The following is a 25,997-nucleotide window of genomic DNA, read 5'->3' on the forward strand; positions in this document are numbered from 1 at the left end:
TCAGCTCGCCGCCGGCACGTACGGGAAGGAGTCTCTCGGCTTCGACGTCACGGATTCCTTGCCGATCCCGAGCGCGACCGGTGTATTGGCGGCGATCGAGAACATCACGTTCGGCGCGTTGTCGGTGAGCGACCGGCCGTTCCAGGAGTTGAAGCCGAAGCTGGCCGGCGTACCGACGACGTACGGCAGCAGGTTGGGCAGGAACCGCCGTACGACGGCCGACGCGTAGGCTTCCGGGTCGGCAGCCGTGCCGTACGCGCGGACGACGCCGGCGATCTCGTCGGTCAGCAGCTTCCCGTAGGTCTCAGGGTCGTCGCTCGGCCGGCCGCCGTTGAGGTCGTCGCCGAGCTTCTCGTTGAACTGGGTGAACAGCGGGTGGATCATCGGGAGCCCGATCCGGTTGATCGAGCGCCAGCCGCCCGCGTCCGTGGCCAGGCTCGCGACGGCCCAGACGCCGATCGGCCGGGTCGTCTGCGAGGCGTCGAGCAGTTCGGCGTCGGGGATCTCGAGGACGATCGAGTAGACGGTGTGCCCGGCGAACCCGTTCGTCGCCTGGTCGGGGGTCCAGCTTCCGAGGTCGATCGTCGTACCGTCCTGGAAGGCGTGGCCGACGGCGTGCAGGACGTCGGGCTCGATCCAGAACGGGTCGCCGGCCTTTCCGGCCCACACGCGCAGTCCGCCGTCGCCGGACAGCGCCTCCTCCGTCTCCCCCGCCGCGACGACAGTGCCGGTGGCGAACGGGTCGGAGGCCGCCGCGCCGGTGAGGCGGTGGACGGTCAGGCTCTGCCGGCCCAGGTCGTCGCGATCGCCGAACACGAACCGGTACGTGAGGTCCTCGACGCTGTCGTCGTCGAGGTCGATCTTGAACTCGTACTTGCCCTCCGGGTGGTAGCCCGGCGTCGGGATGTCACCGGCGAGTGAGTGACAGACGTTGATGGCCAGCACGGTGCCGGCCTCGCCGCGGAACACATACAGATCCGTGATGTCGAGACGGACGTCCTGGCGTGCCAGCGGTGAGTCGAGATGGTGCGACATGGTCGTTCCCTTTCCTCGGGTGGTGATTCGGCACGACCACAGTCGTGGATCGGTGTACCGGCGCGGATGAGTCATCTGACTCGCTCCGTGCGATCGAGTCAGCTGACCGATGGCTGGGCTCATAGAATCCGAAGCGGGTGCCGGGAGGTGACTGATGAGCCCCACGCTGGTCGGGCGGCTGGAGGAACTGGAGTTCCTCGAGGCCTTTGTGCGTGCGGCCGCCGTCGACGGCGGGACCCTGCTGGTTTCGGGCGGCCCCGGTGTCGGCAAGACGGCACTGCTCGACGCCGCGGAACGGTACGCGCGAGCGTCCGGAACGACCGTTCTGCGCGTCGTCGCCACCGAACTCGAGGGCGAGCTCAGCTATGCCGCGCTGAACCAGGCGCTGTACCCGCTGATCGAGGAGTTCGACGAGCTGAGCGCCGCGCAGCGTGACGCGCTGCAGGTGGCTCTCGGCTTCGGGGACGGGCCTCCCCCGGGCCGGCTGCTGGTGTCCAACGCTGCCACCGTCCTCCTGCGCAAGGCGGCGATCCGATCGCCGCTCCTACTCGTCGTCGACGACGTCCCCTGGATCGATCGGGCCAGCGCGGGCGTGCTGAGCTGTGTCGCGCGGAGGCTCGCCGGCAGCAGAGCCGGGCTGCTGGTGTCCGGCCGAACCGGCGAGGACCAGGGGTTCTTCGACCGGACGGGACTGCCGGAGTACGAGGTGAAGCCGCTGGACGACGCGGCCGCCGATCACCTCCTGACAGCTCGGTTCCCCGACCTGCACACGACCGTCAAGACCCGGATCCTCGACACCGCGCAAGGCGTCCCGCTCGCATTGCTCGAACTCCCGAGGACCATGAGCCAGTCGCAACGGGTGGGCGCCGCGCCGCTCCCCGCCGTACTGCCGCTCGGGCGGAACTTGCAGAGGCACTTCGCGGCGCGGATGGCAACGCTGCCTGACGCAACCAGGGCGCTGCTGCTCACCGCCGCTCTCGAGGGCACCGGGGATCTCGGTGTACTAGAGGCCGCGGGCAACAACCTTTACCGGATCGATGATCTGGCGCCGGCCGAGCGGGAGCGACTGGTGCAAGTGACCGAGCACTTGCATCGGGTGGTGTTCCGGCACCCGCTCATCCGGTCGGCGGTGGTCGACGCGACGACCTCGGCAGAACGGCGCTCGGCGCACCGGAGGTTGGCCGCGGTCCTCGTGAACCAGCCCGAGCACCGGGCCTGGCACCTCGGCGCGGCCACGATCGAGCCGGACGAACAGGTCGCCGCAGCCTTGGAGGCGGCAGCTCACAGCACCGTCGCGCGAGGTGACTTCACGACCGCAGTCGCCTTGCTCACCCGCGCTTCGGATCTGAGCCCGAGCCCGGCCGAGCACGGTCGCCGGCTGGCCGCGGCCGCCTACATCGGCGCGGAGGCGATGGGCGAGGTCGGGAGTACGGCGGAACTCCTCGAAGGCAGCCGGCGAGCCGGCAGCGCATCTCTGCACTACGCGTCGGCGGCGACGCTCGTGATGCTCAGCAGTGACGCGCATGTCGACACCGCCCACCGCATGATGGTCAGCGCCATCGAGGGCAGCCTGGACCGTGGCGACGCCGACGATGTCGAACTCGTCAACGGCCTCGCGACGCTGCTGCAGATCTGCTTCTTCGGCGGCCGCAGCGAACTGTGGAAGCCGCTGTACGACGCGCTCGGCCGGCTCTCGCATGAGCCGCCGCCGTCGCTCACGCTGACGGTGGACCTGTTCGCCGATCCGGCCCGCACGGGCGTCGCGGCTCTTCCTCGACTGCTGGCGGCGCTGCAGGGTCATCACGATGAGACCCTGGTGCAAGGCCACGCCGCGGCCGCTTGGTACGCGGACCGTCTCGCGGAGTTGCGCGATCTGTTGTGGCGAGCGGTGCTGAACGGCCGCGACGGCGGCCCGGCGCGCAGACATCTGCTGGCGCTGATGGACATCTGCGTCGACGACTTCCACCGCGGCCGGTGGGACGAGGCTGCCGACCTCGCCGCCGAAGGACTGGCCCTTACCGAGGAGGGTGGGGGCCGATTCTTCGGCTGGTACTTCCGCTATCACCAGGCGTTGCTGGCCGCGGTCAGGGGCAGGTTCGAGACGAGCCGCGCGCTGGCCGACCAGATGATCGGCTGGGCGGGTCCGCGCGGCGTCGGCGCGGCGCGGGTCTTCGCTCACCATGCCCTCGTCCTCGGCGACCTCGGCCGCGGCGACTTCGAGAGCGCGTATCACCACGCGACCACGGTCAGTCCCGCCGGCACGCTCGCGTCCCACGTCCCGCACAGCTTGTGGATCGCGATGGATCTTGTCGAGGCCGCCGTACGCACCGATCGACGGGCCGAGGCCGAACGTCACGTACGCGCGTTGCAGGACGCGAGGCTGCCGGAGCTCTCACCCAGACTGGCGATCCTCACCGCCGGCGCCGCGGGCATGGCGGCCGGGGACGCTGATGCGCCCGCGTTGTTCGAGGAAGCTCTCAACCTGCCCACGGTCGACCAGTGGCCCTTCGACGTCGCGCGCGTGCGTCTCGCGTACGGCGAACGGCTGCGACGCATCCGTGCGCTGACCGAAGCCAAGGCACAACTCGAGGCCGCTCGCGCCGTCTTCCGCACGCTCGGCGCCGATCCCTGGACCGCAAGAGCCGAGCGGGAGCTGCGAGCCACCGGGCTTGCTTCGACTCCGTCAAGCGCGCCCTTGACCGCCCAGGAACTACAGATCGCCGGCCTCGCCGCCTCCGGCCTCACCAACAAGGAGATCGCCGCCAGGCTCTACCTCTCACCCCGCACCGTGAGCGGCCACCTCTACCGAATCTTCCCCAAACTAGGCATAACCACCCGAGCCGCCCTCCGCGACGCCCTCGCCAACAGAACGTGATCCCCCGTCATTGAGCCTCACGCCATCCGGCTCTTCAGACTTTCCTTCTTCGGCGCCGAACGGCCGGCCACAGCAGAGCTACTGGTGCTCCTGGCACTCCTCGCGTTCGCAGCCTTCCGAGTCACCGAGTGTCCGGCATCCTGCGCTGCGGCTCGTCGTGGTCGCGGCTTCTTCGAGCCCTTCGCCGTCTTCGGAGATTCCACCTCGAGGATTCGCAACGACCGCCCGTCCTTGAGACGGACAACCAGATCGTGCGCGTACTCACCTTTTGCTGCGCGCAGAAGTTGTGCCAGGTCAGACGCTCCTCCGTCAGCGACTGCCTGCACCAACTGCGAGACTCGTTGGTGCGACACCCCGAGAACGCTGCTCACATCCCTGACGGGAACGTCCGCATCCGTCAGAGCCGAAGCAACCTCACGCGTGAGGTCACCAATGAGCGCATCAAGCTGCCTTGCGCGGCCCCGCAAGTCGTCAACGAGCGCCTTCGCCTCGAGGAGATCTTGCCCAGCAACCTGGATTCCGGAAATCTCAACCGCAACCTGAGAGAGCGGAACGTCAGTCGTCACCGCGATGTACTCGCGCGCTGCCCTCTCCACCTCGTCGAGCCGGCGAGCTTGAGTGAGACCGTCCAGCTCAGGAATCTCAATCATCCACCAGCGACCCTCGCGAGTCACCGCCGCCTCATAGCTCTTCATCAGCCCTACCCCTCGCACTCGGCGAGCGCCTTGCCGGCTTTGCGGACGACACCAGGAGAGATCGCCCGATATCCATCGGGCAGAGTGAACACGTGCTGCCCGCAGGGACACTCATACACACTGTGCGACCCCTCCGTCCGAGCCCGCCGCCAGGCCGCATCCCTGAAGGCCTGAAGGCCTTGACGACCCTCCGCGTCGGCTGCTCACTGACCACACAGAATAGTCTAGAAGACTAGCCACTTTCAAGGCAATCTCACTAGACAGCACGCGGATGAATCTACGGGCCGGCGAGTTTGGTTACTTCGGGGGTGGGGTTGGTGTGGAAGGCGCAGGCTCGGGGGTAGGAGGCCAGGCAGCCTCTCGTGGTCATGAGGGCGGTGTAGTAGTCGATATAGCGGAAGCCATAGGTTTCGCCGCGGGCGAAGGCCTGGTGGCGGATCGCGGAGACCCAGCGATAGAAGGCTTCGTCGGGGATGGGGACGTAGAGCGAGGGGTGGAAACCTTCCATGTCCTCCCAGTTCTCGGCGTGCAAGAAGGTGCGGACGCCGTGGCGGGGTAGGTCTGCCAGCTTGCGCACAGGGCCGTCATTCTCGGAGGAGGGGTCCATCGGGAGGCCGGCCAGGAAGCGGGCGCGTTCGGCCAGACGAGCTGCGTGTTCGTGGTCGCTGTGGATGGAGTTCTTCCAGTGGGTGATGATCGTGTCGGGTTGCTTCTCGCGGATGATCGTGGCGAGTTCCACGGCCACCTCGTCGGTGTCGGGGAGGAAGCCGTCGCTGTGGTCGAGGACCATGAAGTCGGCGCCGATCGCGGTGGCGAAGGCCTCGCCCTCGGCGATCTTCTGCTTCTTGTACTCCGACGGCGACAGCCGGGGGTGGCCACGCTCCCCCGGGGTCAGCGCGACGATGGTGGCGTTGGCACCTTCCAGGACCAGCTTGGCCAACGTCGGGCCGGCGGTCAGGTCCATGTCGCCGATGTGCGCTCCGATGGCAAGCACTGTTCTGGTCAAAGGGGTCTCCTCACTTCAGGCCACTCAGTACGACGCCTCGGACGTAGTACTTCTGGAACAGCAGGAACACGACTAGCACCGGGAGGGTGCTGATCACCAGACCGGCCATCACGATCGGCATGGTGCGGTCGGGGTCGAGGAAGCTCTGCAGCAGCTGGATGCCGACCGGCAGCGTCTGCAGAGCGGGGTCGGATGACGAGATGAGCAGAGTCCAGATGTACTCGTTCCAGGTGCCGATGAACGTGATCAGGCCGAGCGTGATCGCGACCGGCTTGGTCTGCGGGAGCACGATCAGGCGCCAGATCTGCCACTGGTTGGCGCCGTCGATCTTGGCCGCCTCGAGCATCTCGTCCGGCAGCGACACCATGAACTGGCGCATCAGGAAGATCCCGAACCCGCTGACCGCGAACGGCAGGATCAGCGCGATCAGGCTGGTGGTGAGTCCGCCGTCACCACCGCGGCCGAGGATGTCGTTGCCGCCGGCCAGCGGCCAGTTCAGCATGATCAGGAAGGTCGGGATCAGCAGCAGGAACGGCGGCAGCATCATCGTGGCGAGGATGAACCGGAAGATCACCGCCCGCCCGCGGAACCGCAGCTTCGCCAGCGCGTAGCCGGCCATCGACGACGTGATCAGCACCGACACGGTCACGCTGATCGTGACGATCACGCTGTTGCGGAACAACCGGGCGAGCTCCAGCTGTGAGATCGCGTCACGATAGTTGTCCAGGTTGAACGACTTGGGCAGGAGCTTGTACGGGATGACGCCGTACTCCCCTGGGCCTTTGAACGAGCTCATCACCATGTCGAGGAACGGCATCACCATCGCGATCGCACCGAGGACGACGATCAGGTACGCGAACCACGGGAACCCACCACGACGTCGTCTCACGAGGTCTCCTCTCCCCGCCGGCGGGCGATCCAGAGCTGTAGCAGCGTGATCACGAGGATGATCACGAACAGCACCATCGCCATCGCACTCGCGGTCCCCCAGGCGCCGAACTTGAACGCCCGCTGATACATCTCGAACGCCGCCACGTTCGTCGCGTTGACGGGCCCACCATCACCCGTCATCACGATGATCAGCGCGAAGGACTGCAGCCCACCGATGAACTGGGTGATCAGCACGAACAGCAACGCCGGCCGCAGCAACGGCAAGGTGATCGACCAGAACATGTGCCAGGACCCGGCCCCGTCGACCTCCGCGGCCTCGTAGTACATCTCCGGGATCGCCTTGAGCCCAGCGGTCAGGATCAGTACGGCGCCACCGATCGAAGCCCACGCATGGACGATCGTCACCGAAGGCAGCGCGTACGACGCATCCGAGAGGAAGCCGATGCTGTTGACGCCGAGCTTGTTCAGCACGCCGTTGATCAAGCCGGCCGGCTGGTACATCATCTTCCACACGTTGCCGATGGCCACCACCGTCGCGACCACCGGCAGGAAGTACAGCACTCGCCAGAATCCCTGGAAGCTGAGCCGGTCGATGCAGTAGGCCACCAGCACCGAGCCGAACGTTGCCAGCAGCACCGATCCGAAGGCGAACAGCAGCGTGTTCACCAGGATCGGCTTGACGAAGGTGCCGTCGAAGCTGAGCACCTCCCGGAAGTTCGCGACGCCGGCCCACTGGATCGTGCCGAGGTCGAACCCACCCCAGTCCGAGAACGCGAGCACGATCGCGAAGATGAACGGCAGGATCAGGAACACACAGAAGAACAGCAGCACCGGCGTGAGGAACAGGTACGCCGCCCGGCCCTCGCGATGCAGCCTGCCGACCCGCTGGGCCGGCGCCGCGACGGCGCCGACCCTGCTGACCGCGGTGGTCATTGGGGCTTGACGGCCTTGGCCGCTTGGGCCAGCGCGTCGTCAGGACTCTTGCCGTCGGCAAGCACCGTCATGATTGCGTTGTGCAGCGCGGTCTTCGCCTCGTATGCCCCCGGCTGGTTCGGCTCCGCCATCGCGTACGTCGTCGCGTCGTAGATCGGGATCAGGTTCGGGTCCGAGAGCGACTTCTTGTACGTCGCCTGGTCCGCGGTCCGCGGCGGGATCAGACCCTGGTCCGCCAGCCACTTGCCGACCTCGGTGACACCGTCGCCGGTCTTGTGCTCGTTCAGCCAGGTGAGGAACTTCCACGCCTCGTCCGCGTGCTTGCTGCGCTGGTTCACGCCCATGAAGAACCCGTAGGCCAGCGAGCCCTTGTCACCAGCGGCCGGTCCGGGGATCGCCGCGACCCCGACATCGGAGTACTTGTCCTTCATCTGCTCGCGCAGGCTCCCGATCCACCAGCCGGCCTGGATCGCCATCGCGACCCCGCCGCTGCGGAACTGCTTGGTCGGCGAGATCGACGGATTGGTCGCCTTCGCCGTCGCGAGGTCGCTCTCGAGCTTCAGCGCGGCCTTGCCCTGCTCGTTGTCGAACTGCGGCGTCCCGTCGGGTGCGAGGAACTTCCCGCCCGCGGAGTCGAGCAGCGACAGGAACGGGTGCACCGACTTGTTGTCACCGTCCTGGATCAGGCTCAGGCCCTCGACCTGGATGTTGCCCTTGCTGTCCCGCTTGACGGTCTTCTTCGCCGCGTCCTCGAGCTCGGCCCAGGTGCTCGGCGGCTTGGTGATGCCGGCGGCGGCGAGGATCTTCTTGTTGTAGAAGAGCACGTAGGTGTTGAGCTCGGTCGGGTACCCGAGCAGCGTGTCGCCGGTGGTGACCGCGCCCAGTGCCGCCGGGCTGTACTCGGCCTTGATCTTCGACGCGATGTCGTCCGGCACCTTGGCCACGACGTTCGCCTTCTGCAACTGCCCGCCCCACAGGCCGTAGGCGCTGACGATGTCGGCGCCCCGGCCGCCGGTCTGCCGGACCGTCATCGTGGTCAGCAGGTCGTCGAACTTGACGACCTCCGCCTTGACCTGGATGTTCGGGTTGTCCTTGTTCCACTCCGCGATCATCTTGTCCAGCCCGGTTTTCGACGGGCCGTCGCTGTAGTGGCTCAGCAGCGTCAGCTCGACCTTGCCGCCACCACCCGAGCCGCCGCTGCCACCACCGCACGCGGCGCCCGTGGCGAGCAGACCCACGACGACAGCCAGCCTGAGTCCCTTGCAGATTCGCATGTCAGTCAGTCCCTTCGGCCGGGGCCAGCGGCGCCCGGAGGATGGTGAACGTGCGCGTGATGCTGAACCCCGTCTTCAGATAGAGCTGCCCGGCCGGCGACTTCTCGCCGGTCCACAGGAACCAGGCGCTGTGCGCGCCGAGGGCAACCATTCGCTCGAGCGTCAGGTGCAGCAGCACCTTGCCGAGCCCGGTTCCGCGCGCGGCCGGCAGTACGCCGAACGGCCCGAAGCGATCGATCACCGACTCGTAGGTCCCGTGCATCGCCCAGCCGAGGATCCCGCGGCCCGGATCACGGGCCACCACGATGCGGTCCAGTGGCATCCCCGCGACGACGGCCTCGCGGATCGCGCGCGCCCAGTCGGGGTTGAACTCGCCACCGGCGATGGAGATCAGCGACGTCAGCTCGTCGCCGTTCGGGGTGCCGAAGCTGTAGCCCTCGGCCGTCAACGTCTCGATCCGTTTCCCGACGTCCGCCGGGATCTCGTACCCGACCAGACTCCGGTCCATCGCGACCGCGTCGTACTGCCGCTCGAAGCCGAGCGCCGGCAGCAGCCGTCCGGCGGCCGGGTAGCGCGCGGCGTCGAGGCCGGGGAGGAAGTAGTTCGGCGTGTACGAGGAGAAGAAGACCTCGGAGCGCCCGTGGTCGCGGAGCCAGTCCATTGCCGCGGTCAACAGTTCCCGGCCGAGGCCGCGGCCGCGGTGATCGGGGTGGACGAAGAAGAACGGGATCCACCCACTCGCCGGTTCCAGGTCGTCCGCGTCGACCGCGATCAGACGACGTACGGCGTAGGCCGCGCCGACGATCTGATTGTCGACAATCGCGACCTTGAGACCGGCGGCGTCGAAGTTGCGGTCGAGCAGGAAGAGGTCACGAAAGCGCGGGTAACCGATCGGATCGGCCGGGGCCGCCGCCGTCCAGGCCGCGGCGAGCGCCGGGCCGTCGCCGATCTCGAACGAGCGGATCATCACGCTGTCCCTTCGTAGAGCAGTACGCCGGGCCGCACCCAGCCGGCCGGTGTGGTTGCCTCAGGCAAGAGAGCGACCGGGTCGTCGCCCGACTCGAGCGCCTGGCGGAGCGAGTCGGATCCCCACAGCTTGTCCAGCGACGGCAGCAGCCCGAAGTCGTCCGGGTAGAGCTCATTCAGCACCCGCAGCATCACCAGCGCGGTCCGCACCGGCTCGAACGCCGACCGATCGACCGCATGCAGCTGTACGCCGGACACCGCCTGGCCGGCGTACTTGCTGAAGCCGGGCTCGAACCACGTACGACGGAAGATGACTCCAGGCAGGTCGCACGAGCGCAACGCCGGGACGAGCCGATCGTCGACGTACGGCGCCCCGATCGTCTCGAACGGCCGCGTCGTACCGCGTCCCTCGCTGAGGTTGGTGCCCTCGAAGAGGCCCGTGCCGGGGTAGACGAGCGCGGTGTCGATCGTCGGCATGTTCGGCGACGGCGGCACCCACGGCAGCCCGGACGGCAAGGAGCGGGACCAGCCCTCCATCGGGATGACCGTTGCCTCACCCAACTGAAGGGCCAGCTCACCGACGGTCAAGCCGTGCCGGAGCGGGATCGGGGCGCGACCGACGAAGCTCTCGAAGCCCGGCTGTAGCAGCGGACCTTCCACGCGTACGCCGCCCAGCGGGTTCGGCCGGTCGAGGACGATGAACGGCTTGCCGAGGCGCGCGGCCGCCTGCTGGCAGTCGTACATCGTCCAGATATAGGTGTAGAACCGCGTCCCGATGTCCTGGATGTCGAAGAGCACCGCATCCACGCCGGAGAACAGTTCGTCGAGCGCAGGCCCTTGCCGGAGGTAAGTGTCGAAGACCGGCAGCCCGGTGTCCGGATCGTTGCCCTCGGCCTCGGATGCGCCGGCCTGGGCCGTTCCGCGCAGACCGTGCTCGGGACCGAAGAGCGCAGTCAACCGCAGTCCGGACTCCAGCAGCGCGACGGCAGTCGGCCGCAGGTCCGGCAGGACGCCGGTGAAGTTCGTGATCAGCCCGAGGCGGCCGTCGGCCACCAGTCCAGGCTCCGCGGCCAGACGCTCCGCGCCGGTTCGTACCTCCATCGCCACCACCGCCGCCCCAGATCGTGGATCGTGCAGGAACTGGGCAAAAACTTACCGACGCGATCAGGCAAAGGTCAATGGATTACCGGGAACCGTTTGCCAAATCAGGGCAGGAACGGGGCCAGCACGGCAAGGAAGTCGTCGAGGCGCTCGGCGTGGACCCAGTGGCCGGCTTCGGGGACTTCGGCGTACTGGACCTGGGGGAAGTACGACGCGATGGTGGCGCGGTGGTCCTCCTGGACGTAGTCGGACTTGCCGCCGTAGATAAACAGCGTCGGGCCGTCGTACCGCAGTCCCTCGACCGCCGGCCAGCCGGAGATGGCGGGCAGCGCGGCCTCGATGACCGGGAGGTTGGGGCGCCAGCGGGCACCCGACGAATCGAGGATCAGGTTCTGCAGGAGAAAGGCCCGGGTGCCGGGATTGGGTACGGCGGCAACCAGTTGGGCGTCGACGTCGGCGCGGCGCTGCACCGAGGACAGGTCGGCGTTGCGCATCGCCTGGGCGTACTCGACGAAGGCCGGCGGGTAAGCGACCGGCGCGGCGTCGACCACGGCCAGGCGTTCGACGACCTGCGGGAACTGCAGCGCGGTGAGCATCGCGGTCTTGCCGCCCATCGAGTGACCGACGAGCGCGACCGGCCCGACACCGAGCGACTCGATCGTCTCCCGGACGTCCTCGGCCATCTCCGGATAGCTCATCGTGTCCGTGTGCGGCGACGTCCCGTGGTTCCGCAGGTCGAACGCGAAGACCCGGTGCCGGTCCGCGAGGCGCCGGGCCGCGGTCATCCAGTTCCGGCCGGATCCGAACAGCCCGTGCATCACCACGACGGGCGTGCCCGACGCGCCGTACGACGTGACCGGAAGCTTCATCCGCATACCTTTCAGCGGCGGCGTTGCCAGCAGGCGGTGTGCCAGTGGCGTCGCTCGTCGAGGGACTGGGCGCCGCCGATCGCGGCGAGCAGGCTGGGGTTCTCCGGCCAGACCACGACGTGGGGCGTGGCGGGCAGGATCTGCTGGTCGCAGCCGGGACAACGATAGGACTTGGCCGACGCGGAGCCGGACACGCGGCGGACGATCCACTCGCCGTCGGATCGCTCCTCGCGGGCCTGGGTACCACCGAGCAGCGGCCGGTCACCGACCGGCCGCTGCCACTTGGAAGGCCTTCTGCGCGACATAGCTCTTCAAGGCTAGCCGTATGAGCCAGGTCACTCCGGCATGGTCGGCCCGCAGGTCAGCTGCGCGCGACGGCGTACGCCGCGGTGCCGATCAGCTCCATCGACACCTGAAGGCGTTCCAGGCTGACGTTCTTCGCGATGGTGTCCTCGGGCGAGTGGTACGGCGGTTCCAGGTGAGCCGGCGAGATCTCACCACGCCACGAGAAGTTGGCGGACGCGATCCCGACCTCCTGGAACGACTGGTGATCCGACGCACCACGTTGGACCGGACCGACCAGCTGCGGGTCGTACCCGAGCCGCTGACCGGCCGCCCGGACCGCATCCGTCGCCGTGTTGGCCAGGCCGGTGAACGACAGCAGCCAATAGGTGACTGCCGGGTCCCAGCTGGTGGCGACCATGTCGTTCTGGAAGACCGCCCGGTACCGATCGCGCTGGTCCTGTGCGAGCTGCGCGACGTGATACCGGGACCCGATCAGGCCTTGCTCCTCCGAACCCCAGAGCGCGAACCGCAGGGTCGCGTTGGTGGGGAGACGGCTCATCACCCGGCCAGTTCCAGCGTGAGCACGGTGCCCGAGCCGTCGTCGTTCGCACCCGGTGCGCCGATCACCGAGTCGTAGTGACCGCTGACCATCACGATCGGCCCGTTGGTACCGGACTTCCCCCGACGCTCGCCGATCACGTTGTTCGAGATCAGGCCGCGGTGGGCCGTCGTACTGATCCGCAACGGTAGTGAGTTCACCACCGCGAGAGCTTCGCGGATCAGCCGCTTCTGCACCTGGGCGACGCCGATCACCGGGATCGGCGCGTCGGTCAGGCCGCTCGGCGCGAACGCCGACGCCCGGCGGGGGAACACCTGGTCGGCCGGCAAGAGGATCACACCGACAGCACCCCGCGCCACGGCCTCCGCGACTAAGGCCGGGCGCGATGCTGCCACGTCGTCCGCGATCACGATCGAGCCGGCCACGTCAGCCGGCCAGACCGGTGCCGTCGCCGGGCCGACGTCCCGGACCGGACCCTCGACGGTGACGTCGAGCTTGCCACCGGGGGCGGCGCCGGCCTGCCAGCACAGGTCGCCGGGCAGGATGTCCCGGACGTCCTCGATCTCGGCGGTGAACTTGTCCGCCACTCCGAACGGCTCCAGCCGGGTCCGGTAGCCGAACTTGTCGAGCTGGCCGGCGAGGTAGTCGGCCGCTCGCTTCTCACTCGTGGTCCCGCCGATCCGCGGGCCGATGTCCTCGGACAGCACCTGCAGGTGGCGCAGCGCGCGGTCCGAGGACAGGCCGGACACGATCTGGCGGTCGTACTTGTCCAGCGTCGGGCGGTTCATCGCACCCGGTCGCTGGTCGTCGGTGCCCCAGGCGGGGGCGGCGGGAAGAGCAGTTGCGGCGGTGACCCCGGCGACAGCGCCGAGCAGTCCGCGGCGACTCAGACCGGATCTATCGGTCATGCAGGTCTCCTCACAAGGGTGGGCGGCCCCGAGACCTGTGAACCTAACCCATCTGCGACTGAGTCGCCTAGAACTCAGCGCGAAGTTCGCTGCCCACGTCGTGCAGGTGCTGCAGACCCATTCGGTACGAATCGATCAGGGTGGTGCTGACGTACGGCATGCCGATCTGTTCGCAGTACGAGCGGACGACGGGCTGGGCGAAGCGGAGGTTGGCCCGCGGCATGCTCGGGAAGAGGTGGTGCTCGATCTGGTAGTTCAGGCCGCCCATCATCCAGTCGGTGACCAGGCCGCCGTTCACGTTGCGCGAGGTGAGCACCTGCTTCTCGAGGTGGCCCCAGTTGGTCTCGCCGTCGGGCATCTCCATGCCCTTGTGGTTCGGGGCGAAGACGCTGCCCAGGTGCAGACCGAAGATCATGTGGTGGATCAGCGCGAACAGCACCGCCTGGCCCGGCGACATGATCAGGAACAGCGCGGTGAAGTAGAGGACGAGATGCGCGGCCATCAGGCCGAGCTCGAGCCTGGCCTCGCGGCGCGGGCGGCCGAGCAGGAAGCGGATGCTGGAGACCTTGAGGTTGAAGCCTTCCAGCGTCAGCAGCGGGAAGAAGATCTTCGCCTGGTGACGGGTCAGCCAGCCGTGCAGGCCGGTGCGGCCCTCAGCCTGTTCGAGCGTCCAGACCAGTACGCCCTCGCCGACGTCCGGGTCCTTGTCGGTGTGGTTCGGGTTCGCGTGGTGGCGGTTGTGCTTGTCGTTCCACCAGCCGTAGCTCATCCCGAGCAGCAGGTTGCCGTGCACCAGGCCGACCCAGTCGTGCAGCTTGCGGGAGCTGGCGATCTGCTGGTGGCCGGCGTCGTGCCCGAAGAACGCGGCCCGGGTGGTCAGGATGCCCAGCGGGAACGCGAGCAGCAGCACCCACCACGAACTGCCGACCACGGCGATGGCCGCCCAGGTCAGTCCCATCAGGACCACGTTGATCCCGATCGCCATCGCGTACGCCGCCGTACGGCGCTCCAGCAAACCGGCCGCCTTGATCTCCCGCAGTAACGGGGAGAAGTCGGAACCGCGCGTGGCAATAGGGGGTGAAACCGTTGGCTGAGCCATCAAAGGTCCTCGTCTCGGGATCGGGGGAGGCCTAGGCGTACAGCCGCGGCCAGCGTACGTCATCAAGCCTCAGCGCCCTAACGGCTCAGCACATGAGTGCTACTACCCGAACGCGATGGGGAGCCAGTGCCCAGGCGACAGTGGGCCTAACACCACTGAGTCAGGTCTCACACTCGGTCATGATGGAGACATGACCACGATTGCCACCCAGGCGCCGCCGCTGCGGTACCCCAAGCTCGCGCAGCCATGGATCGCGCTGTTCCTGGCCATCCTGGCCGAGCTCGGGATCGCCTTCTTCGTGCTCAACGTGGTGGCCGTGCCGCTGATCGCGGTCTGGGTCGGGATCCCGCTGCTGCTCGTGTTCGTACCGGCCGCACGCTGGTTCGCGAACTGCCACCGGACCATGCTGGCCGGCTTCCTCGGCGAGCCGATCCCCCGCCCGTACAAGAAGCCGCCGGTGCCCGGTGTGCTGATGTGGTTGCGGACGACGCTGACCGACCCGGCTACCTGGCGTGACATCGTGTGGCTGCTGGTGAACGCCGTACTGGGGTTCACCCTGTGTCTGCTGAGCGCCGTACTCTTCCTGGCCACGCTGTTCTATCTGGTCTACCCGCTGCTCGTCGGCGTCACCCCGGAGGGTGTGTTCACCGAGCCGTTCGGCGGGCTGGTCACGGTGAACTTCTGGACCAGCTTCCTGCTGATGCCGGTCGCGCTGATCGCGTTCATGATCTGGTACGCCGCCGGCGAGCGGCTGCTCAAGGCGAACGCGTACATCGCCCGCTCGCTGCTCGGCCCGACCGAGAGCGCCCGGCTGGCGATGCGGGTCCGCGAGCTTGCCGAGTCCCGGGCCGAGACCGTCGACACCCAGGCGGCCGAGCTGCGCCGGATCGAGCGGGACCTGCACGACGGCGCCCAGGCCCGGCTGGCCGCGCTCAGCATGAACCTGGGCATGGCCGAGGAAATGGTCGCCCGTGATCCGGCCCATGCGGCCGCACTGCTCACCGAGGCCCGCGAGTCCGCCAGTACGGCGCTGTCCGAGCTACGCGACCTGGTCCGTGGCATCCACCCTCCGGTCCTCGCGGATCGCGGTCTGGACGGCGCGGTCAAGGCGCTCGCGCTGACCTGCCCGTTCAAGGTCGACGTCACCTTCGACGTACCGGGGCGGCCGCCCGCGCCGGTCGAGTCGGCGGCGTACTTCGCGGTGGCCGAGGCGCTCGCGAACGCGGTCAAGTACTCGGCCGCGACGCAGGCGTGGATCCAGATCACCCACGAGGAAGAGCGGCTGCACATCCTGGTCGGCGACGACGGCGTCGGAGGTGCGGTCGTCCGGCCCGGTGGCGGTCTGTACGGTATCGAACGGCGGCTGGCCGCCTTCGACGGTACGTTGACCGTCGTGAGCCCGAGCGCCGGGCCGACCACCGTGATCATGGAGTTGCCTTGCGAGTCCTCATCGCTGAAGACCACGCCCTCCTCCGGGACGGACTGATCCGCCTGCTGGAGGCGCACGATTTCGAGGTCGTCGAGGCAGTCGACAACGGTCCCCGGCTGGTGCCCGCCCTGGTGGAGCACCGACCGGACGTCGCCGTGGTCGACGTCCGGTTGCCACCGACGTTCACCGACGAGGGCCTGAAGGCCGCGATCGAGGCGCGCCGCCAGGTCCCGGGCCTGCCGATCCTGGTGCTCTCGCAGTACGTCGAGCAGCTCTACGCGCGGGAGTTGCTGACCGGCGGCGGTGGCGCGGTCGGCTACCTGCTGAAGGACCGGGTCTCCAACGTGGCCGAGTTCCTCGACTCGGTACGGCGGGTTGCCGCCGGAGGCACCGCGATGGACCCGGACGTGATCGGGCAGCTCCTGGCCCGCAACACCCGCGACGAGCCGATCAGCCGGCTCACCCCGCGCGAGGCCGAGGTCCTGGGCCTGATGGCCGAAGGCCGGTCCAACGCCGCGATCGCCGGTGCCCTCTTCGTCACCGAGAAGGCCGTCAGCAAGCACACCAACAACATCTTCTCCAAGCTCGACCTGCCCCCCTCGGAGGACGACAACCGCCGGGTGATGGCAGTACTCACCTACCTCTCGTCCCGCTAGGACACGTCACCCGGAACAGGCTCAGCGGCACGCAGACCAGCGACCAAGCCACCCGCGGCTGCGACCCGATCCCGGATCGGGATCCCGGATCGGGATCCCGGATCGGGTGGGAGATCCTCAACAGCCTGCCCCGGCCGCCCGCGGGTCTCGGCCTGGGCGGACGTGGCACACTCACCAACCCGGTCCGTCAGCCGCCGACTGCTCGCCGCCGAGCGGGGCCCGTCTGGCATCGCCCTGTTTGGTGAGTGCTGCAGATCCGGTCAGCGACGCGGCATCGCCCAACCCGCCACCACCGCCGGGCGGGTGCGGGTGAACTTCCAGGCCATCACAATCACCCAGACGCCGCGACCGCCCGCCGGCGGCCATCGTCCCCGCCTCGTTGTGATGGCCTGGCGATCCGCTCGACGGCACGAGCAACACCCACCGAACCAACCGAAGCGCCGGATCTCCCATCCCGCTGTCGGTTCTCCCCTGGTGCACGAGGGGACAACCCACAACAGCAGCGGACAACCCATGCCGTCCACGGTTTAAGAGCGGCTCCTGTACGCCGTTGGGCTCAGGCCGGTGTGGTGGCGGAAACGGGTGGAGAAGTAGAGCGGGTCGGGGTAGCCGACCTCGGCGGCGACCGAGGCGATCGGGCGGGCGGTGAGTTCGAGCAGGCGGCAGGCCGCGTCGAGGCGGCGGCGTTCGACGAACTGCTGGGGGCTGACACCGAGCTGCTCGCGGAAGAGATGGGCGAACCGTGACACCGACAGGTTGACCGCGCGCGCCAACCTGGGCAGGTCGAACCGCGCCTTGAGATCCTGGTCGATCAGCTCGATGACTCGGAGCAGGCGGTCGTCGATCCGGATTGCTTTGGGGTTCTGGGTGTCGCACCAGAGCAGTGCGGCCTCGAGGGCGTTCGCGCTCAGTTGCTCGCCTTGGGTGAGGACGCTGCGCTGGTGCCGGACGGCGAGCCGGAGATGACCGGCGATTCGTTCAGCCGCCGCGGGTGCGGGCCTGAGCAGGAGGATGCCGGGGGCAACTTCGGGCCAGTCGAGCAGCGGCAACCAGTCGGGTTTCGGGTGCAGGTGCGCGTAGAGGAAGTGCCAGCGCGGCCCGGTGGTGGCGTAGTCGTGCCGGGTTCGCGGCCGGACCAGGACAACCGTGCCGGGATCCGCCGTGACAGCTCCGAACCTGCCGGTGCCGTCGAGAGTCTGCACCAGCAGCCAGTCCGTGGTCCCGCGGCGACGATACGTCGCGTACTCAGGTCCCTCGTCGAACTCACCGGTCTCCAGCCGCCGGACAACCGGATGCGGAGACTCAGCAGGATCTCGAAGGTTCACAGCTCGATAGACTATCGCCCGTCCGGACTCCCGGCGCAGATCCTGGACTCATGACTCTACTCATGCCACGCCTCCGGCGCGGCGGGTCATGGGGCTGTTGCTCCCGGCCTTCCCTCGTCTCTCCAGTCGCTTCGCTCCCTCCGCTCCTCAGTCCAGGCCGGGAGGCCCCATGACCCAGACAATCGCCGACATCTACCGGCGGGACGGGATCGTGCAGGTCCCCCAACTGCTCGACGCCGCCGAGGTCGAGCAGCTCAGGACGGTTTTCATGGACCAGGTCGCCGAAGACCACTCGCTCGCGATCGACGACGGCGTACCGGACGACGATCCGCTGGCCCGGTTCCCGCGCTTCGTGCACCCACACCGGCGGACCGATGTAGCGGCTGGCCGGATTGCGCTGGAGCTGATGCTGGACAGCCGGATCCTCGATGTCGTCACCGTGCTGATCGGACCGGCGCTCGGTGCCCAGTCGATGTTCTACTTCAAGCCGCCGGGCGCCCGCGGGCAGGCCCTGCACCAGGACAACACGTTCCTGCGTGCGGATCCCGAGACCTGCCTGGCCGCCTGGATCGCGGTCGACGACGTGGACGCGGAGAACGGCGGGCTCGCGGTCGTCCCCGGTTCGCACCAGACCGAGCTCGTCTGCCCGGAACCGGCCGACCTGACCGAGTCGTTCACCAACGCCGAGGTCCCGGTGCCCGACGGTCTGACCAAGGTGCAGACGAAGATGCGGGCCGGCGACGTGCTGTTCTTCCACGGCAGCGTCGTGCACGGCTCCCGGCCCAACACGAGCGTGGACCGCTTCCGCCGCGCGCTGATCTTCCACTACATCCCGGAGGACAGCACCGAGATCGCCGCCTTCTACAACCCGCTCGTGCGACCGGACCGTCGTACGGCGGTCCTCCCCGAAGCCATCGGCGGCGGCCCCTGCGGCGACTACGCCGACGCCGAACCCTAGGACACGACCTTGGTCAGTTGCTGTAGTCGCGGAAGCCTCGGCCGGTCTTGCGGCCGAGGTAGCCGGCGGTGACGAGGTGCTCGAGCAGTGGGGCCGGCGCGAAGCCAGGCTCGCGGAACTCGAGGTAGAGGGTGCGCTGGATCGCCAGCGAGACGTCCAGACCGACCACGTCGAGCAGCTCGAACGGACCCATCGGCAGGCGACAGCCGAGCTTCATCGCGGCGTCGATGTCGTCGACGTTCGAGTAGTGCGCCTCGAGCATCCGGACCGCGTCGTTCAGGTACGGGAACAGCAGCGCGTTGACGATGAAGCCGGCCCGGTCGCCGCAGCGGACCGGATGCTTGCCAGCGGCAACGGCCAGCGCCGCGACCGTGTCTGCGACCTCGGGTGCGGTGCTGACGGTGCTGACCACCTCGACCAGCTGCATCACCGGCGCGGGGTTGAAGAAGTGCAGCCCGACCACGTCGGCCGGCCGCTTGGTCGCCATCGCCAGGTCGATCACCGGCAGGGACGACGTGGTGGTGGCCAGGATCGCGCCCGGCTTGCAGATCTCGTCGAAGGTCTCGAACAGCGCCTGCTTGACGCTCAGCTCCTCGACCACGGCCTCGATCACCAGGTCGGCCCGGGCGAGGTCGTCAAGTTTCGCCGTACCGGTGATCCGGCGCAGGGCCGCGTCGCGCTCGTCGGACGAGAGCTTGCCGCGCTGGACGCCCTTCTCCAGCGAGCGTTCCAGCCCGGCCCGGACCTGGTCGACCTTCTCGGTGCCGCGGGCGACGTACAGAACGTCGTACCCGGCCTTCGCGCAGACCTCGATGATGCCGACCGCCATCGTGCCGGAGCCGACCACGCCGACCTGCTTGACCGGGCGGACGGCCGGAGCGTCACCTGAGGTCGAAGGGGTCAGGTCGTCGTCCACGACGACCGGCGAGTCCGGAGCCTCGTAGGTGTAGAAGCCACGGCCGGTCTTGCGGCCGAGCAGGCCGGCGGTGACCATCTGCTTCAGGATCGGGGCCGGCGCGTGCAGCCGGTTGCGGCCCTGCTTGTACATCGTGTCGAGGATCTCGTACGTCGTGTCCAGGCCGATCAGGTCGAGCAGCGCCAGCGGACCCATCGGGTAGCCGCAGCCGAGCCGCATCGCCGCGTCCACGTCTTCACGGGTCGCGTAGCGGGACTCGACCATCGAGACCGCGTGGTTGAGGTAGCCGAACAGCAGGGCGTTGGCGATGAAGCCGGCCCGGTCCGCGGCGACCACCGGAACCTTGTCGAGCCGGCGGGCCAACGCAAGTACGTCCTCGACCACGTCCGGCTCGGTGACGACGGTCTTGATGACCTCGACGAACTCCTGCACCGGCGCCGGGTTGAAGAAGTGCATGCCGACGACCCGGCGCGGACGCTGCGTGGCGACGGAGATCTCGGTCACGGACAGGCTCGACGTGTTCGTCGCGAGAATGGCGTCCTCCCGGACGACCTTGTCGAGCTCGGCGAAGATCTCGCGCTTCAGCTCGAGCCGCTCGATGACCGCCTCGATCACCAGGTCGCAGTCGGCGAGCGCGTCCATCGAGGTGGCGAAGGTGACCCGGTCGAACAGCGCCTGCTGGTCCTCGACGGACAGCTTGCCGCGCTTCACGGCCCGATCGGTCGAGTGCTGGATGTGGCCGCGGCCGCGCTCGGCGGCCTCCTCGTCACGCTCGACGCCGACCACGGTCAGCCCGTTGCGCGCGAACACCTCGGCGATCCCGGCGCCCATCGTGCCGAGACCCACCACACCCACCGTCTTCAGTTCCCGAGCCATGCCTGCACTATGCCAGTCCGCACACTGGTCCGCCCATGAGCTGAGTCACCCGCGAGGTCAACTTCACACGCCCTCGTCGAACGCCACCGGCGTCTCCAGCCAGCCGTCCATCAGCCACTCCGGATCCGGCGCGCCGGCCAATGCCGCCGCGATCGGCTTCGGCCGCAGCTGCCGCCCGTCGAGCTCCCCGACCGGCAACCACACCGCCCGATAACTTCCCCGCTCGGACTCGGCCGGACTCGCCAGCTCCAGCCCCTCCCCGGTCCCGAACTCGCCGCCGATCGTCTCGGCCAGGAAGTAGTGCTGGGTGCTGTCGCCGAAGTGCACGACCGCGACGAGCCCGCGGATCTTCACCAGCAGGCCGAGCTCCTCGTGTGCCTCCCGCCGGGCCGCCTCGGCCGGGCTCTCGCCGTCCTCGACCTGACCACCGGGCAGCACGTGGTAGGTCGTACCGTCCCGGACCCGCTCGATCGCCGCGACACCCTGCCCGGACAGCAGCACGACTCCGGCCCGGATCATGCGCGCGTCGCCAGGACGTAGAACCAGCCACCGAACTGGGATTCGCCCCGTCGCAGGTGCTGAACGGTCCAGCCGGTGCTGGTGAGCAGATCACGCAAGGGATCCTCCTGCCACATGACGAAGTGCCGGGGCAGGTCGAGGAGCCGATTCGTCCACTCCTCGCCCTTGCCTTCCCGCGTGCTGAAGGCCAGCACGCCCGCGGCCCGCGCCGCCTTCCGCAGTACGTCGGCCAGTTGGGCACGATCGAAGTGCAGGAACACGGCGTCGGCGAACACCGCGTCGTACGGGCCGCCGAAGTCGTCCCGGAGTGCGTCGAGCGGATCGGCGGCGTACCCGTCGGCACGCATCATGTCGAGGAAGGCCCGCGTCGCGTCGGTCCGCCGTACGGCGAACCCCCGCCGCTCGAGCTCGATCGCGTCCCGCCCGGTCCCGCTTCCCAGCTCCAGCACGCGCCCACCCGGCCCGACCCGCTCGGCGAGCAGGTCGATCAACGGATGATTGGGCTCCTTCGGGATCGACTCCCGGAACCGGTCGGCCGCCTGCTCGTACGTCGCCAGCGTCACCTCGTTGTCGCTCGGCACCCGCGTCCACCCGTCGCCGGTGTGCTCGACGATCGCGGGCAGCCTGAGCCCGAGATCCAGCCCGAGCACCACCACGGTCTCGCCGCGATGCAGATCCGCGATCGCCAGCAACTCGTCGTCGGGACGCCGTACCAGCTCGGGTACGACGGTCAGCGGCACGCCGAGGTGGTCCGCCAGCCGCGCCCCGGCGGCGGCCTCGAACGAACCGGCGTACACCTGGGCGATCGGCTCCCCGACCGCCGGATCCTGCACATCCCCAGGTAGCAGCAGAATCCGCGCGGGGCACATGAGATTCATCCGGCGACGTACTCCAGCGCCTCGGCGGCGTAGTCGGGCCAGGCCGCCGACTGCGCCAGCGGGATCACCACCCACTCCTTCATCGGGCGGCCCATGCCGGGGTCGAACGGCTCGGCGCCGGGCAGCGCGAGCGCCTTCTCCCGGGGCTCGGGCGGGAGCTTGAACGTCATGGCGTCACCGAACATCCCGGCGAGCACCTTCTTGCCGACCTTGAGGCAGGGCATGCCGAACATGCTGCCCCGGACCACCCCGGCCGACACCAGTCCCGCGGCGACCGCGTCGTACGCGGCGATCGCCTGTTCGCTGACCTTCGGCATCATGGCGTCCAGCCTCCCACTCCGTGCGGCCAGGCGACATGGGTTTCGGGCCGGTTGTGGACTACGGTGCTTTCTCGTGCGCTTGGTGATTGCTACGTGTTCTGTGGACTACTCCGGACGGCTGACGGCTCATCTGCCGATGGCGCCGCGGTTGCTGATGGTGAAGGCGGACGGGTCGGTCCTGATCCACGCCGACGGCGGGTCGTACAAGCCGCTGAACTGGATGTCGCCACCCTGCAAGCTGACCGTGGAGGACGACGTCTGGAGCGTTACCAACAAGGCCGGCGAGGAACTGCGGATCACCATCGAGGAGGTGCACAGCGACACCGCCTACGAGCTCGGCACAGACCCCGGCCTGATCAAGGACGGCGTCGAGGCGCACCTGCAAGAACTGCTGGCCGAGCACGTGCACACCTTCGGCGAAGGCTGGACGCTCGTCCGCCGGGAGTACCCGACCGCGATCGGTCCGGTCGACCTGCTCTGTCGCGATGCCGACGGCAAGCACGTCGCGGTCGAGATCAAGCGCCGCGGCGAGATCGACGGCGTCGAGCAGCTCACCCGGTACGTCGAACTGCTCAACCGCGACCCCTTGCTGGCCCCGGTCCGGGGCATCTTCGCCGCCCAGCTGATCAAGCCCCAGGCCCAGTTCCTCGCCACCGACCGCGGCCTCGAATGCGTCACTGTCGACTACGACGCCCTCCGCGGCATGGAATCCGACGTCCTGCGCCTCTTCTGACCATCCCGAAGCGTTGACAGCCCGCTCGGCGCGCCAATACTTAGCAATATGGCTAAGGAAACGGTGATCTGCACCTATCGGGTCCGGGCGGCCGCGGAGGACCAGTTCCGTGCGCTGCTCGGGGAGCACTGGTCGACGCTCCGCGAGCTCGGCTTCGTCACGGAGGAGCGGTCGGTGGTGTTGCGGTCGACGGACGAACCGACGTACGTCGAGATCTTCACCTGGGTGGACGGCGGATTCGGGCGGGCCCACGAGCACCCGGACGTGCTCACGCTGTGGGAGCGGATGGACCCGTTGCTGGAGGAGCGGGACGGGCGGCCGAAGTGGGAGTTCCCGCACTACGTGCCGCAGGACCTGTCCGCTTGACCGCCGGCTCCCGCGGCGGGCGGGATCTGGACGACCTCGACCGGGTGTTCAGCGCGCTCGCCCATCACTCGCGCCGGACCATCCTGCTGGTCCTGCAGCTGCGCGGCGGCGAGATGACGTCAGGTGAGATCGCCGGCCGGTTCGACCACTCCTGGCCGACGATCACGCGGCATCTGCGGATCCTCGAGCAGGCCGGGCTGGTCCACGTCATCCTGCGGGGCCGCGAACGCGTTTACCGCCTGGACACCGGCCCGCTGTTCACTGTCGGCGGTTCGTGGCTGCGCAGATTCGAACCCCCTTCCTGACAGGTTAACTTTTTTGCCCGATTTCGGGCAGATCCTTTGTGTTGGCCCTGGAAGCGCTGCAGAGTTGACGCGTGATCAGTGAGGCGGCGGTGGGGCCGGTGGACGAGCTGGCCGAGCAGGTCAGCCGGACGACCGGCTTGTCCGCGGACGACGCGCGGCGCGTGGTCGCCGACGTCCTGGCCTACTTCACCGAGACGACCGAGGAGTACGTCCGGCGCCGGCACCGGGAGTTGCAGACCTACGGGGCCCGCAACGACGAGATCTTCGCCCGGCTCGGCACCGAGCTCCGGCACTGGCCGGTCCGCTCACCCGAACTCTCCGCCCGGCAGCTGCGACGGATCGTCTACGGCTGACCGGCACACTCCAACCTTCGAAAGGCACCACTACATGTGCGGAATCGTCGGGTACGTCGGCACCAAGCCGGCCGCGCCCATCCTGGTGGACGGACTGGCCCGGCTGGAGTACCGCGGGTACGACTCGGCGGGTGTCGCCGTACTGGGGTCCAGCGAGCTGAAGGTGCACAAGGACGCCGGCCGGGTGCGTGAGCTGGAGGCGTCGCTGCCGAAGCGGTTCGGCGGCAAGCTGGGGATCGGCCACACCCGGTGGGCGACCCACGGCGGTCCGAGCAAGGACAACGCACACCCGCACGCCAGCGGCAACGAGCGGATCGCCGTCGTCCACAACGGCATCTTCGACAACGCCGGCGCGCTGCGCGCCCAGCTCGAGGACGCGGGCGTCAAGCTGCGCTCGGAGACCGACACCGAGGTGCTCGCGCACCTGATCGAGCAGTCCGAGGGCGCCACTCTCGAGGAGAAGGTGATGGCCGCCCTGCGCCGGATCGAGGGCACCTACGGCATCGCCGTGATCGACCTGGACTTCCCGGACCGGATCGTGGTCGCCCGCAACGGCAGCCCGCTGATCCTCGGCATCGGTGACGGCGAGATGCACGTCGCCTCCGACGCGGCCGCACTGATCCGCTACACCCGCCAGGTCGTCTACCTGGACGACGGTGAGATGGCCACCGTCCGCGCCGACGGCTACCGCACCTTCACCCAGGACGCCGCCCCGACCACCAAGACCGCCAAGACGGTCGAGTGGGAAGCCGACGAGTACGAGCGCGGCCTGCACGAGCACTTCATGATGAAGGAGATCCACGAGCAGCCGGACGCCGTCGGCCGGGCCATCCGCGGCCGCCTCGACGAGCGCTTCCACACCGTCCACCTGGGCGGCCTGAACATGGACGCCCGCGAGGCGCGCGAGATCAAGCGGGTCAAGATCCTCGGCTGCGGTTCGGCGTACTACGCCGGCCAGATGGGTGCCCAGTTCATCGAGGAGGTCGCCCGGATCCCCGCCGACGCCGAGCCGGCCTCGGAGTTCCGCTACCGCAACCCCGTCGTCGAGCGCGACACCCTCTACATCGCGGTCAGCCAGTCCGGCGAGACGCTGGACACCCTGGTCGCGGTGCAGGAGCTGAAGCGCAAGGGCGGTCGCGTGATCGGCCTGGTGAACGCGGTCGGCTCGAGCATCGCCCGGGAGGTCGACGGCGGCGTCTACCTGCACGCCGGCCCGGAGGTCTCGGTGGCGTCGACGAAGGCGCTGACCAACATGGCGGTCGCGTTCGCGATGCTCGGCATCCACCTGGGCCGGATCCGCGACGTCTCCCCCGCCGACGGCCGCCGGCTGATCGAGGGCCTGAAGAAGCTCCCCGAGCACATCCAGTCGATCGTGGCCCAGGAGGAGGAGCTGGCCAAGATCGCCGGCCGGCTCGCCCAGCACGAGAGCCTGTTCTTCGTCGGCCGGACCCGCGGCTACCCGGTCGCCCGTGAGGGTGCGCAGAAGCTGAAGGAGATCTCCTACCGGCACGCCGAGGCGTACCAGACCTCGGAGCTCAAGCACGGCCCGCTCGCGCTGATCTCGCCGGACGTTCCGAGTGTGGCGATCGTCCCGGACGACGAACTGCTCGACCGCAACATCGGTGCGCTGCACGAGATCGGCGCCCGCTCCGGTCCGCTGTACGTCGTCACGCACCCGGGCGTCGAGGTCCCGGACGGGGTCGCGGCGAAGATCGTCGTACCGAAGAACGAGCCCGAGCTGGACCCGATCCTGCTCACCATCCCGCTGCAGATCATCGCGTACTACGCGGCCGTTGCCCTCGGCCACGATGTCGACAAGCCCCGCAACCTGGCCAAGTCGGTGACGGTCGAGTAAGGCCCGGACCGC

General features: G+C 68.5%; 27 protein-coding genes. 9 read left to right on the forward strand and 18 right to left on the reverse strand.

Annotation, left to right across the window (positions count from 1 at the left end; all coding sequences use genetic code 11):
• A complete protein-coding gene (locus tag OG558_RS42690) occupies positions 1 to 1,035 on the reverse strand; it encodes a DUF4331 family protein (protein ID WP_405068123.1) in 1,035 nt (344 codons plus the stop codon).
• 154 nt (positions 1,036 to 1,189) lie between these two features.
• On the opposite strand from OG558_RS42690, the gene OG558_RS42695 reads away from it, so the two are divergent.
• Positions 1,190 to 3,910 carry an AAA family ATPase gene (locus OG558_RS42695; protein WP_405068124.1) on the forward strand — a complete coding sequence of 907 codons (2,721 nt, stop codon included), beginning with the start codon at positions 1,190 to 1,192 and terminating at the stop codon, positions 3,908 to 3,910.
• A gap of 17 nt (positions 3,911 to 3,927) precedes the next feature.
• On the opposite strand, the gene OG558_RS42700 is transcribed toward OG558_RS42695, so the two are convergent.
• The 12 genes from OG558_RS42700 to OG558_RS42755 form a co-directional block, all read right to left on the reverse strand.
• Positions 3,928 to 4,605, reverse strand: coding sequence for a hypothetical protein (locus OG558_RS42700; RefSeq protein ID WP_405068125.1), 678 nt, complete (start codon positions 4,603 to 4,605; stop codon positions 3,928 to 3,930).
• A 277-nt stretch (positions 4,606 to 4,882) separates the two neighbouring features.
• The gene (locus tag OG558_RS42705) at positions 4,883 to 5,611 is read right to left on the reverse strand and encodes a PIG-L family deacetylase (RefSeq protein ID WP_329479969.1); all 729 of its coding nucleotides are present in this window, start codon (positions 5,609 to 5,611) and stop codon (positions 4,883 to 4,885) included.
• Positions 5,612 to 5,621: 10 nt separating this feature from the next.
• Positions 5,622 to 6,500 carry a carbohydrate ABC transporter permease gene (locus tag OG558_RS42710; protein WP_329479971.1) on the reverse strand — a complete coding sequence of 293 codons (879 nt, stop codon included), beginning with the start codon at positions 6,498 to 6,500 and terminating at the stop codon, positions 5,622 to 5,624.
• Positions 6,497 to 7,435, reverse strand: a complete 939-nt coding sequence (locus OG558_RS42715; protein ID WP_405068127.1) for a carbohydrate ABC transporter permease — start codon at positions 7,433 to 7,435, stop codon at positions 6,497 to 6,499. Before OG558_RS42715 ends, OG558_RS42710 begins: the two co-directional genes overlap by 4 nt.
• Positions 7,432 to 8,709, reverse strand: a complete 1,278-nt coding sequence (locus OG558_RS42720; protein ID WP_405068128.1) for an extracellular solute-binding protein — start codon at positions 8,707 to 8,709, stop codon at positions 7,432 to 7,434. Before OG558_RS42720 ends, OG558_RS42715 begins: the two co-directional genes overlap by 4 nt.
• A gap of 1 nt (position 8,710) precedes the next feature.
• Positions 8,711 to 9,676, reverse strand: a complete 966-nt coding sequence (locus OG558_RS42725; protein ID WP_405068129.1) for a GNAT family N-acetyltransferase — start codon at positions 9,674 to 9,676, stop codon at positions 8,711 to 8,713.
• Entirely contained in the window at positions 9,676 to 10,776 is a 1,101-nt protein-coding gene (locus OG558_RS42730; RefSeq protein ID WP_405068130.1) for an exo-beta-N-acetylmuramidase NamZ domain-containing protein, read from the reverse strand. Before OG558_RS42730 ends, OG558_RS42725 begins: the two co-directional genes overlap by 1 nt.
• Before the next feature lie 104 nt (positions 10,777 to 10,880).
• A complete protein-coding gene (locus OG558_RS42735; protein ID WP_405068131.1) occupies positions 10,881 to 11,645 on the reverse strand; it encodes an alpha/beta fold hydrolase in 765 nt (254 codons plus the stop codon).
• Positions 11,646 to 11,656: 11 nt separating this feature from the next.
• On the reverse strand, positions 11,657 to 11,950 hold the full coding sequence (locus OG558_RS42740) for a hypothetical protein (RefSeq protein WP_328519219.1): 294 nt from the start codon (positions 11,948 to 11,950) through the stop codon (positions 11,657 to 11,659).
• A gap of 56 nt (positions 11,951 to 12,006) precedes the next feature.
• Entirely contained in the window at positions 12,007 to 12,489 is a 483-nt protein-coding gene (locus OG558_RS42745) for a M28 family peptidase (protein ID WP_405068132.1), read from the reverse strand.
• A complete protein-coding gene (locus OG558_RS42750) occupies positions 12,489 to 13,397 on the reverse strand; it encodes a M28 family peptidase (RefSeq protein ID WP_405068133.1) in 909 nt (302 codons plus the stop codon). The genes OG558_RS42745 and OG558_RS42750 overlap by 1 nt, the downstream gene beginning before the upstream one ends.
• Positions 13,398 to 13,464: 67 nt before the next feature.
• Positions 13,465 to 14,496, reverse strand: a complete 1,032-nt coding sequence (locus OG558_RS42755; RefSeq protein ID WP_405068134.1) for a fatty acid desaturase family protein — start codon at positions 14,494 to 14,496, stop codon at positions 13,465 to 13,467.
• A gap of 190 nt (positions 14,497 to 14,686) precedes the next feature.
• Here OG558_RS42755 and OG558_RS42760 point away from each other — a divergent pair, with 190 nt between their 5' ends.
• Both OG558_RS42760 and OG558_RS42765 read left to right on the forward strand, forming a co-directional pair.
• Positions 14,687 to 15,982: a sensor histidine kinase gene (locus tag OG558_RS42760; RefSeq protein ID WP_405068135.1), complete on the forward strand. Its 1,296-nt coding sequence runs from the start codon at positions 14,687 to 14,689 to the stop codon at positions 15,980 to 15,982.
• The gene (locus tag OG558_RS42765) at positions 15,934 to 16,581 is read left to right on the forward strand and encodes a response regulator transcription factor (RefSeq protein ID WP_328519215.1); all 648 of its coding nucleotides are present in this window, start codon (positions 15,934 to 15,936) and stop codon (positions 16,579 to 16,581) included. Before OG558_RS42760 ends, OG558_RS42765 begins: the two co-directional genes overlap by 49 nt.
• 527 nt (positions 16,582 to 17,108) lie before the next feature.
• On the opposite strand, the gene OG558_RS42770 is transcribed toward OG558_RS42765, so the two are convergent.
• The gene (locus OG558_RS42770; protein ID WP_405068136.1) at positions 17,109 to 17,906 is read right to left on the reverse strand and encodes a helix-turn-helix domain-containing protein; all 798 of its coding nucleotides are present in this window, start codon (positions 17,904 to 17,906) and stop codon (positions 17,109 to 17,111) included.
• 169 nt (positions 17,907 to 18,075) lie between these two features.
• Here OG558_RS42770 and OG558_RS42775 point away from each other — a divergent pair, with 169 nt between their 5' ends.
• A complete protein-coding gene (locus OG558_RS42775) occupies positions 18,076 to 18,864 on the forward strand; it encodes a phytanoyl-CoA dioxygenase family protein (protein ID WP_405068137.1) in 789 nt (262 codons plus the stop codon).
• Positions 18,865 to 18,877: 13 nt separating this feature from the next.
• On the opposite strand, the gene OG558_RS42780 is transcribed toward OG558_RS42775, so the two are convergent.
• The 4 genes from OG558_RS42780 to OG558_RS42795 form a co-directional block, all read right to left on the reverse strand.
• Positions 18,878 to 20,656, reverse strand: a complete 1,779-nt coding sequence (locus tag OG558_RS42780; protein ID WP_405068138.1) for a 3-hydroxyacyl-CoA dehydrogenase family protein — start codon at positions 20,654 to 20,656, stop codon at positions 18,878 to 18,880.
• Between the two features lie 63 nt (positions 20,657 to 20,719).
• Positions 20,720 to 21,175: an NUDIX domain-containing protein gene (locus OG558_RS42785; RefSeq protein WP_405068139.1), complete on the reverse strand. Its 456-nt coding sequence runs from the start codon at positions 21,173 to 21,175 to the stop codon at positions 20,720 to 20,722.
• Entirely contained in the window at positions 21,172 to 22,053 is an 882-nt protein-coding gene (locus OG558_RS42790; RefSeq protein WP_329479999.1) for a methyltransferase domain-containing protein, read from the reverse strand. The genes OG558_RS42785 and OG558_RS42790 overlap by 4 nt, the downstream gene beginning before the upstream one ends.
• Positions 22,050 to 22,373, reverse strand: coding sequence for a hypothetical protein (locus OG558_RS42795; protein ID WP_405068140.1), 324 nt, complete (start codon positions 22,371 to 22,373; stop codon positions 22,050 to 22,052). Before OG558_RS42795 ends, OG558_RS42790 begins: the two co-directional genes overlap by 4 nt.
• Positions 22,374 to 22,446: 73 nt before the next feature.
• Between OG558_RS42795 and nucS the strand changes: the two genes are divergently transcribed.
• From nucS to glmS, 5 genes are all read left to right on the forward strand, one after another.
• Complete coding sequence (nucS, locus tag OG558_RS42800; protein ID WP_405068141.1) at positions 22,447 to 23,106, forward strand: endonuclease NucS; 660 nt, start codon at positions 22,447 to 22,449, stop codon at positions 23,104 to 23,106.
• 48 nt (positions 23,107 to 23,154) lie between these two features.
• A complete protein-coding gene (locus OG558_RS42805) occupies positions 23,155 to 23,472 on the forward strand; it encodes a hypothetical protein (protein ID WP_405068142.1) in 318 nt (105 codons plus the stop codon).
• Positions 23,469 to 23,777: a metalloregulator ArsR/SmtB family transcription factor gene (locus tag OG558_RS42810; RefSeq protein ID WP_405068143.1), complete on the forward strand. Its 309-nt coding sequence runs from the start codon at positions 23,469 to 23,471 to the stop codon at positions 23,775 to 23,777. Before OG558_RS42805 ends, OG558_RS42810 begins: the two co-directional genes overlap by 4 nt.
• 74 nt (positions 23,778 to 23,851) lie before the next feature.
• Complete coding sequence (locus tag OG558_RS42815) at positions 23,852 to 24,130, forward strand: hypothetical protein (protein WP_328526954.1); 279 nt, start codon at positions 23,852 to 23,854, stop codon at positions 24,128 to 24,130.
• Positions 24,131 to 24,164: 34 nt separating this feature from the next.
• The gene (gene glmS, locus OG558_RS42820) at positions 24,165 to 25,985 is read left to right on the forward strand and encodes a glutamine--fructose-6-phosphate transaminase (isomerizing) (protein WP_329480004.1); all 1,821 of its coding nucleotides are present in this window, start codon (positions 24,165 to 24,167) and stop codon (positions 25,983 to 25,985) included.
• The last annotated feature ends 12 nt before the right edge of the window (positions 25,986 to 25,997 follow it).

Origin of the sequence: Kribbella sp. NBC_01510, from assembly GCF_045040325.1 — a bacterium.
Classification (GTDB): domain Bacteria; phylum Actinomycetota; class Actinomycetes; order Propionibacteriales; family Kribbellaceae; genus Kribbella.

Coding starts and splice junctions, on each gene's coding strand:
- OG558_RS42690 (WP_405068123.1), bottom strand. CDS start 1,035: ATGTCGCACCATCTCGACTCACCGCTGGCACGCCAGGACGTCCGTCTC.
- OG558_RS42695 (WP_405068124.1), top strand. CDS start 1,190: ATGAGCCCCACGCTGGTCGGGCGGCTGGAGGAACTGGAGTTCCTCGAG.
- OG558_RS42700 (WP_405068125.1), bottom strand. CDS start 4,605: ATGAAGAGCTATGAGGCGGCGGTGACTCGCGAGGGTCGCTGGTGGATG.
- OG558_RS42715 (WP_405068127.1), bottom strand. CDS start 7,435: ATGACCACCGCGGTCAGCAGGGTCGGCGCCGTCGCGGCGCCGGCCCAG.
- OG558_RS42720 (WP_405068128.1), bottom strand. CDS start 8,709: ATGCGAATCTGCAAGGGACTCAGGCTGGCTGTCGTCGTGGGTCTGCTC.
- OG558_RS42725 (WP_405068129.1), bottom strand. CDS start 9,676: ATGATCCGCTCGTTCGAGATCGGCGACGGCCCGGCGCTCGCCGCGGCC.
- OG558_RS42730 (WP_405068130.1), bottom strand. CDS start 10,776: ATGGAGGTACGAACCGGCGCGGAGCGTCTGGCCGCGGAGCCTGGACTG.
- OG558_RS42735 (WP_405068131.1), bottom strand. CDS start 11,645: ATGAAGCTTCCGGTCACGTCGTACGGCGCGTCGGGCACGCCCGTCGTG.
- OG558_RS42740 (WP_328519219.1), bottom strand. CDS start 11,950: ATGTCGCGCAGAAGGCCTTCCAAGTGGCAGCGGCCGGTCGGTGACCGG.
- OG558_RS42745 (WP_405068132.1), bottom strand. CDS start 12,489: ATGAGCCGTCTCCCCACCAACGCGACCCTGCGGTTCGCGCTCTGGGGT.
- OG558_RS42750 (WP_405068133.1), bottom strand. CDS start 13,397: ATGACCGATAGATCCGGTCTGAGTCGCCGCGGACTGCTCGGCGCTGTC.
- OG558_RS42755 (WP_405068134.1), bottom strand. CDS start 14,496: ATGGCTCAGCCAACGGTTTCACCCCCTATTGCCACGCGCGGTTCCGAC.
- OG558_RS42760 (WP_405068135.1), top strand. CDS start 14,687: ATGACCACGATTGCCACCCAGGCGCCGCCGCTGCGGTACCCCAAGCTC.
- OG558_RS42775 (WP_405068137.1), top strand. CDS start 18,076: ATGACCCAGACAATCGCCGACATCTACCGGCGGGACGGGATCGTGCAG.
- OG558_RS42780 (WP_405068138.1), bottom strand. CDS start 20,656: ATGGCTCGGGAACTGAAGACGGTGGGTGTGGTGGGTCTCGGCACGATG.
- OG558_RS42785 (WP_405068139.1), bottom strand. CDS start 21,175: ATGATCCGGGCCGGAGTCGTGCTGCTGTCCGGGCAGGGTGTCGCGGCG.
- OG558_RS42790 (WP_329479999.1), bottom strand. CDS start 22,053: ATGAATCTCATGTGCCCCGCGCGGATTCTGCTGCTACCTGGGGATGTG.
- OG558_RS42795 (WP_405068140.1), bottom strand. CDS start 22,373: ATGATGCCGAAGGTCAGCGAACAGGCGATCGCCGCGTACGACGCGGTC.
- OG558_RS42805 (WP_405068142.1), top strand. CDS start 23,155: ATGGCTAAGGAAACGGTGATCTGCACCTATCGGGTCCGGGCGGCCGCG.
- glmS (WP_329480004.1), top strand. CDS start 24,165: ATGTGCGGAATCGTCGGGTACGTCGGCACCAAGCCGGCCGCGCCCATC.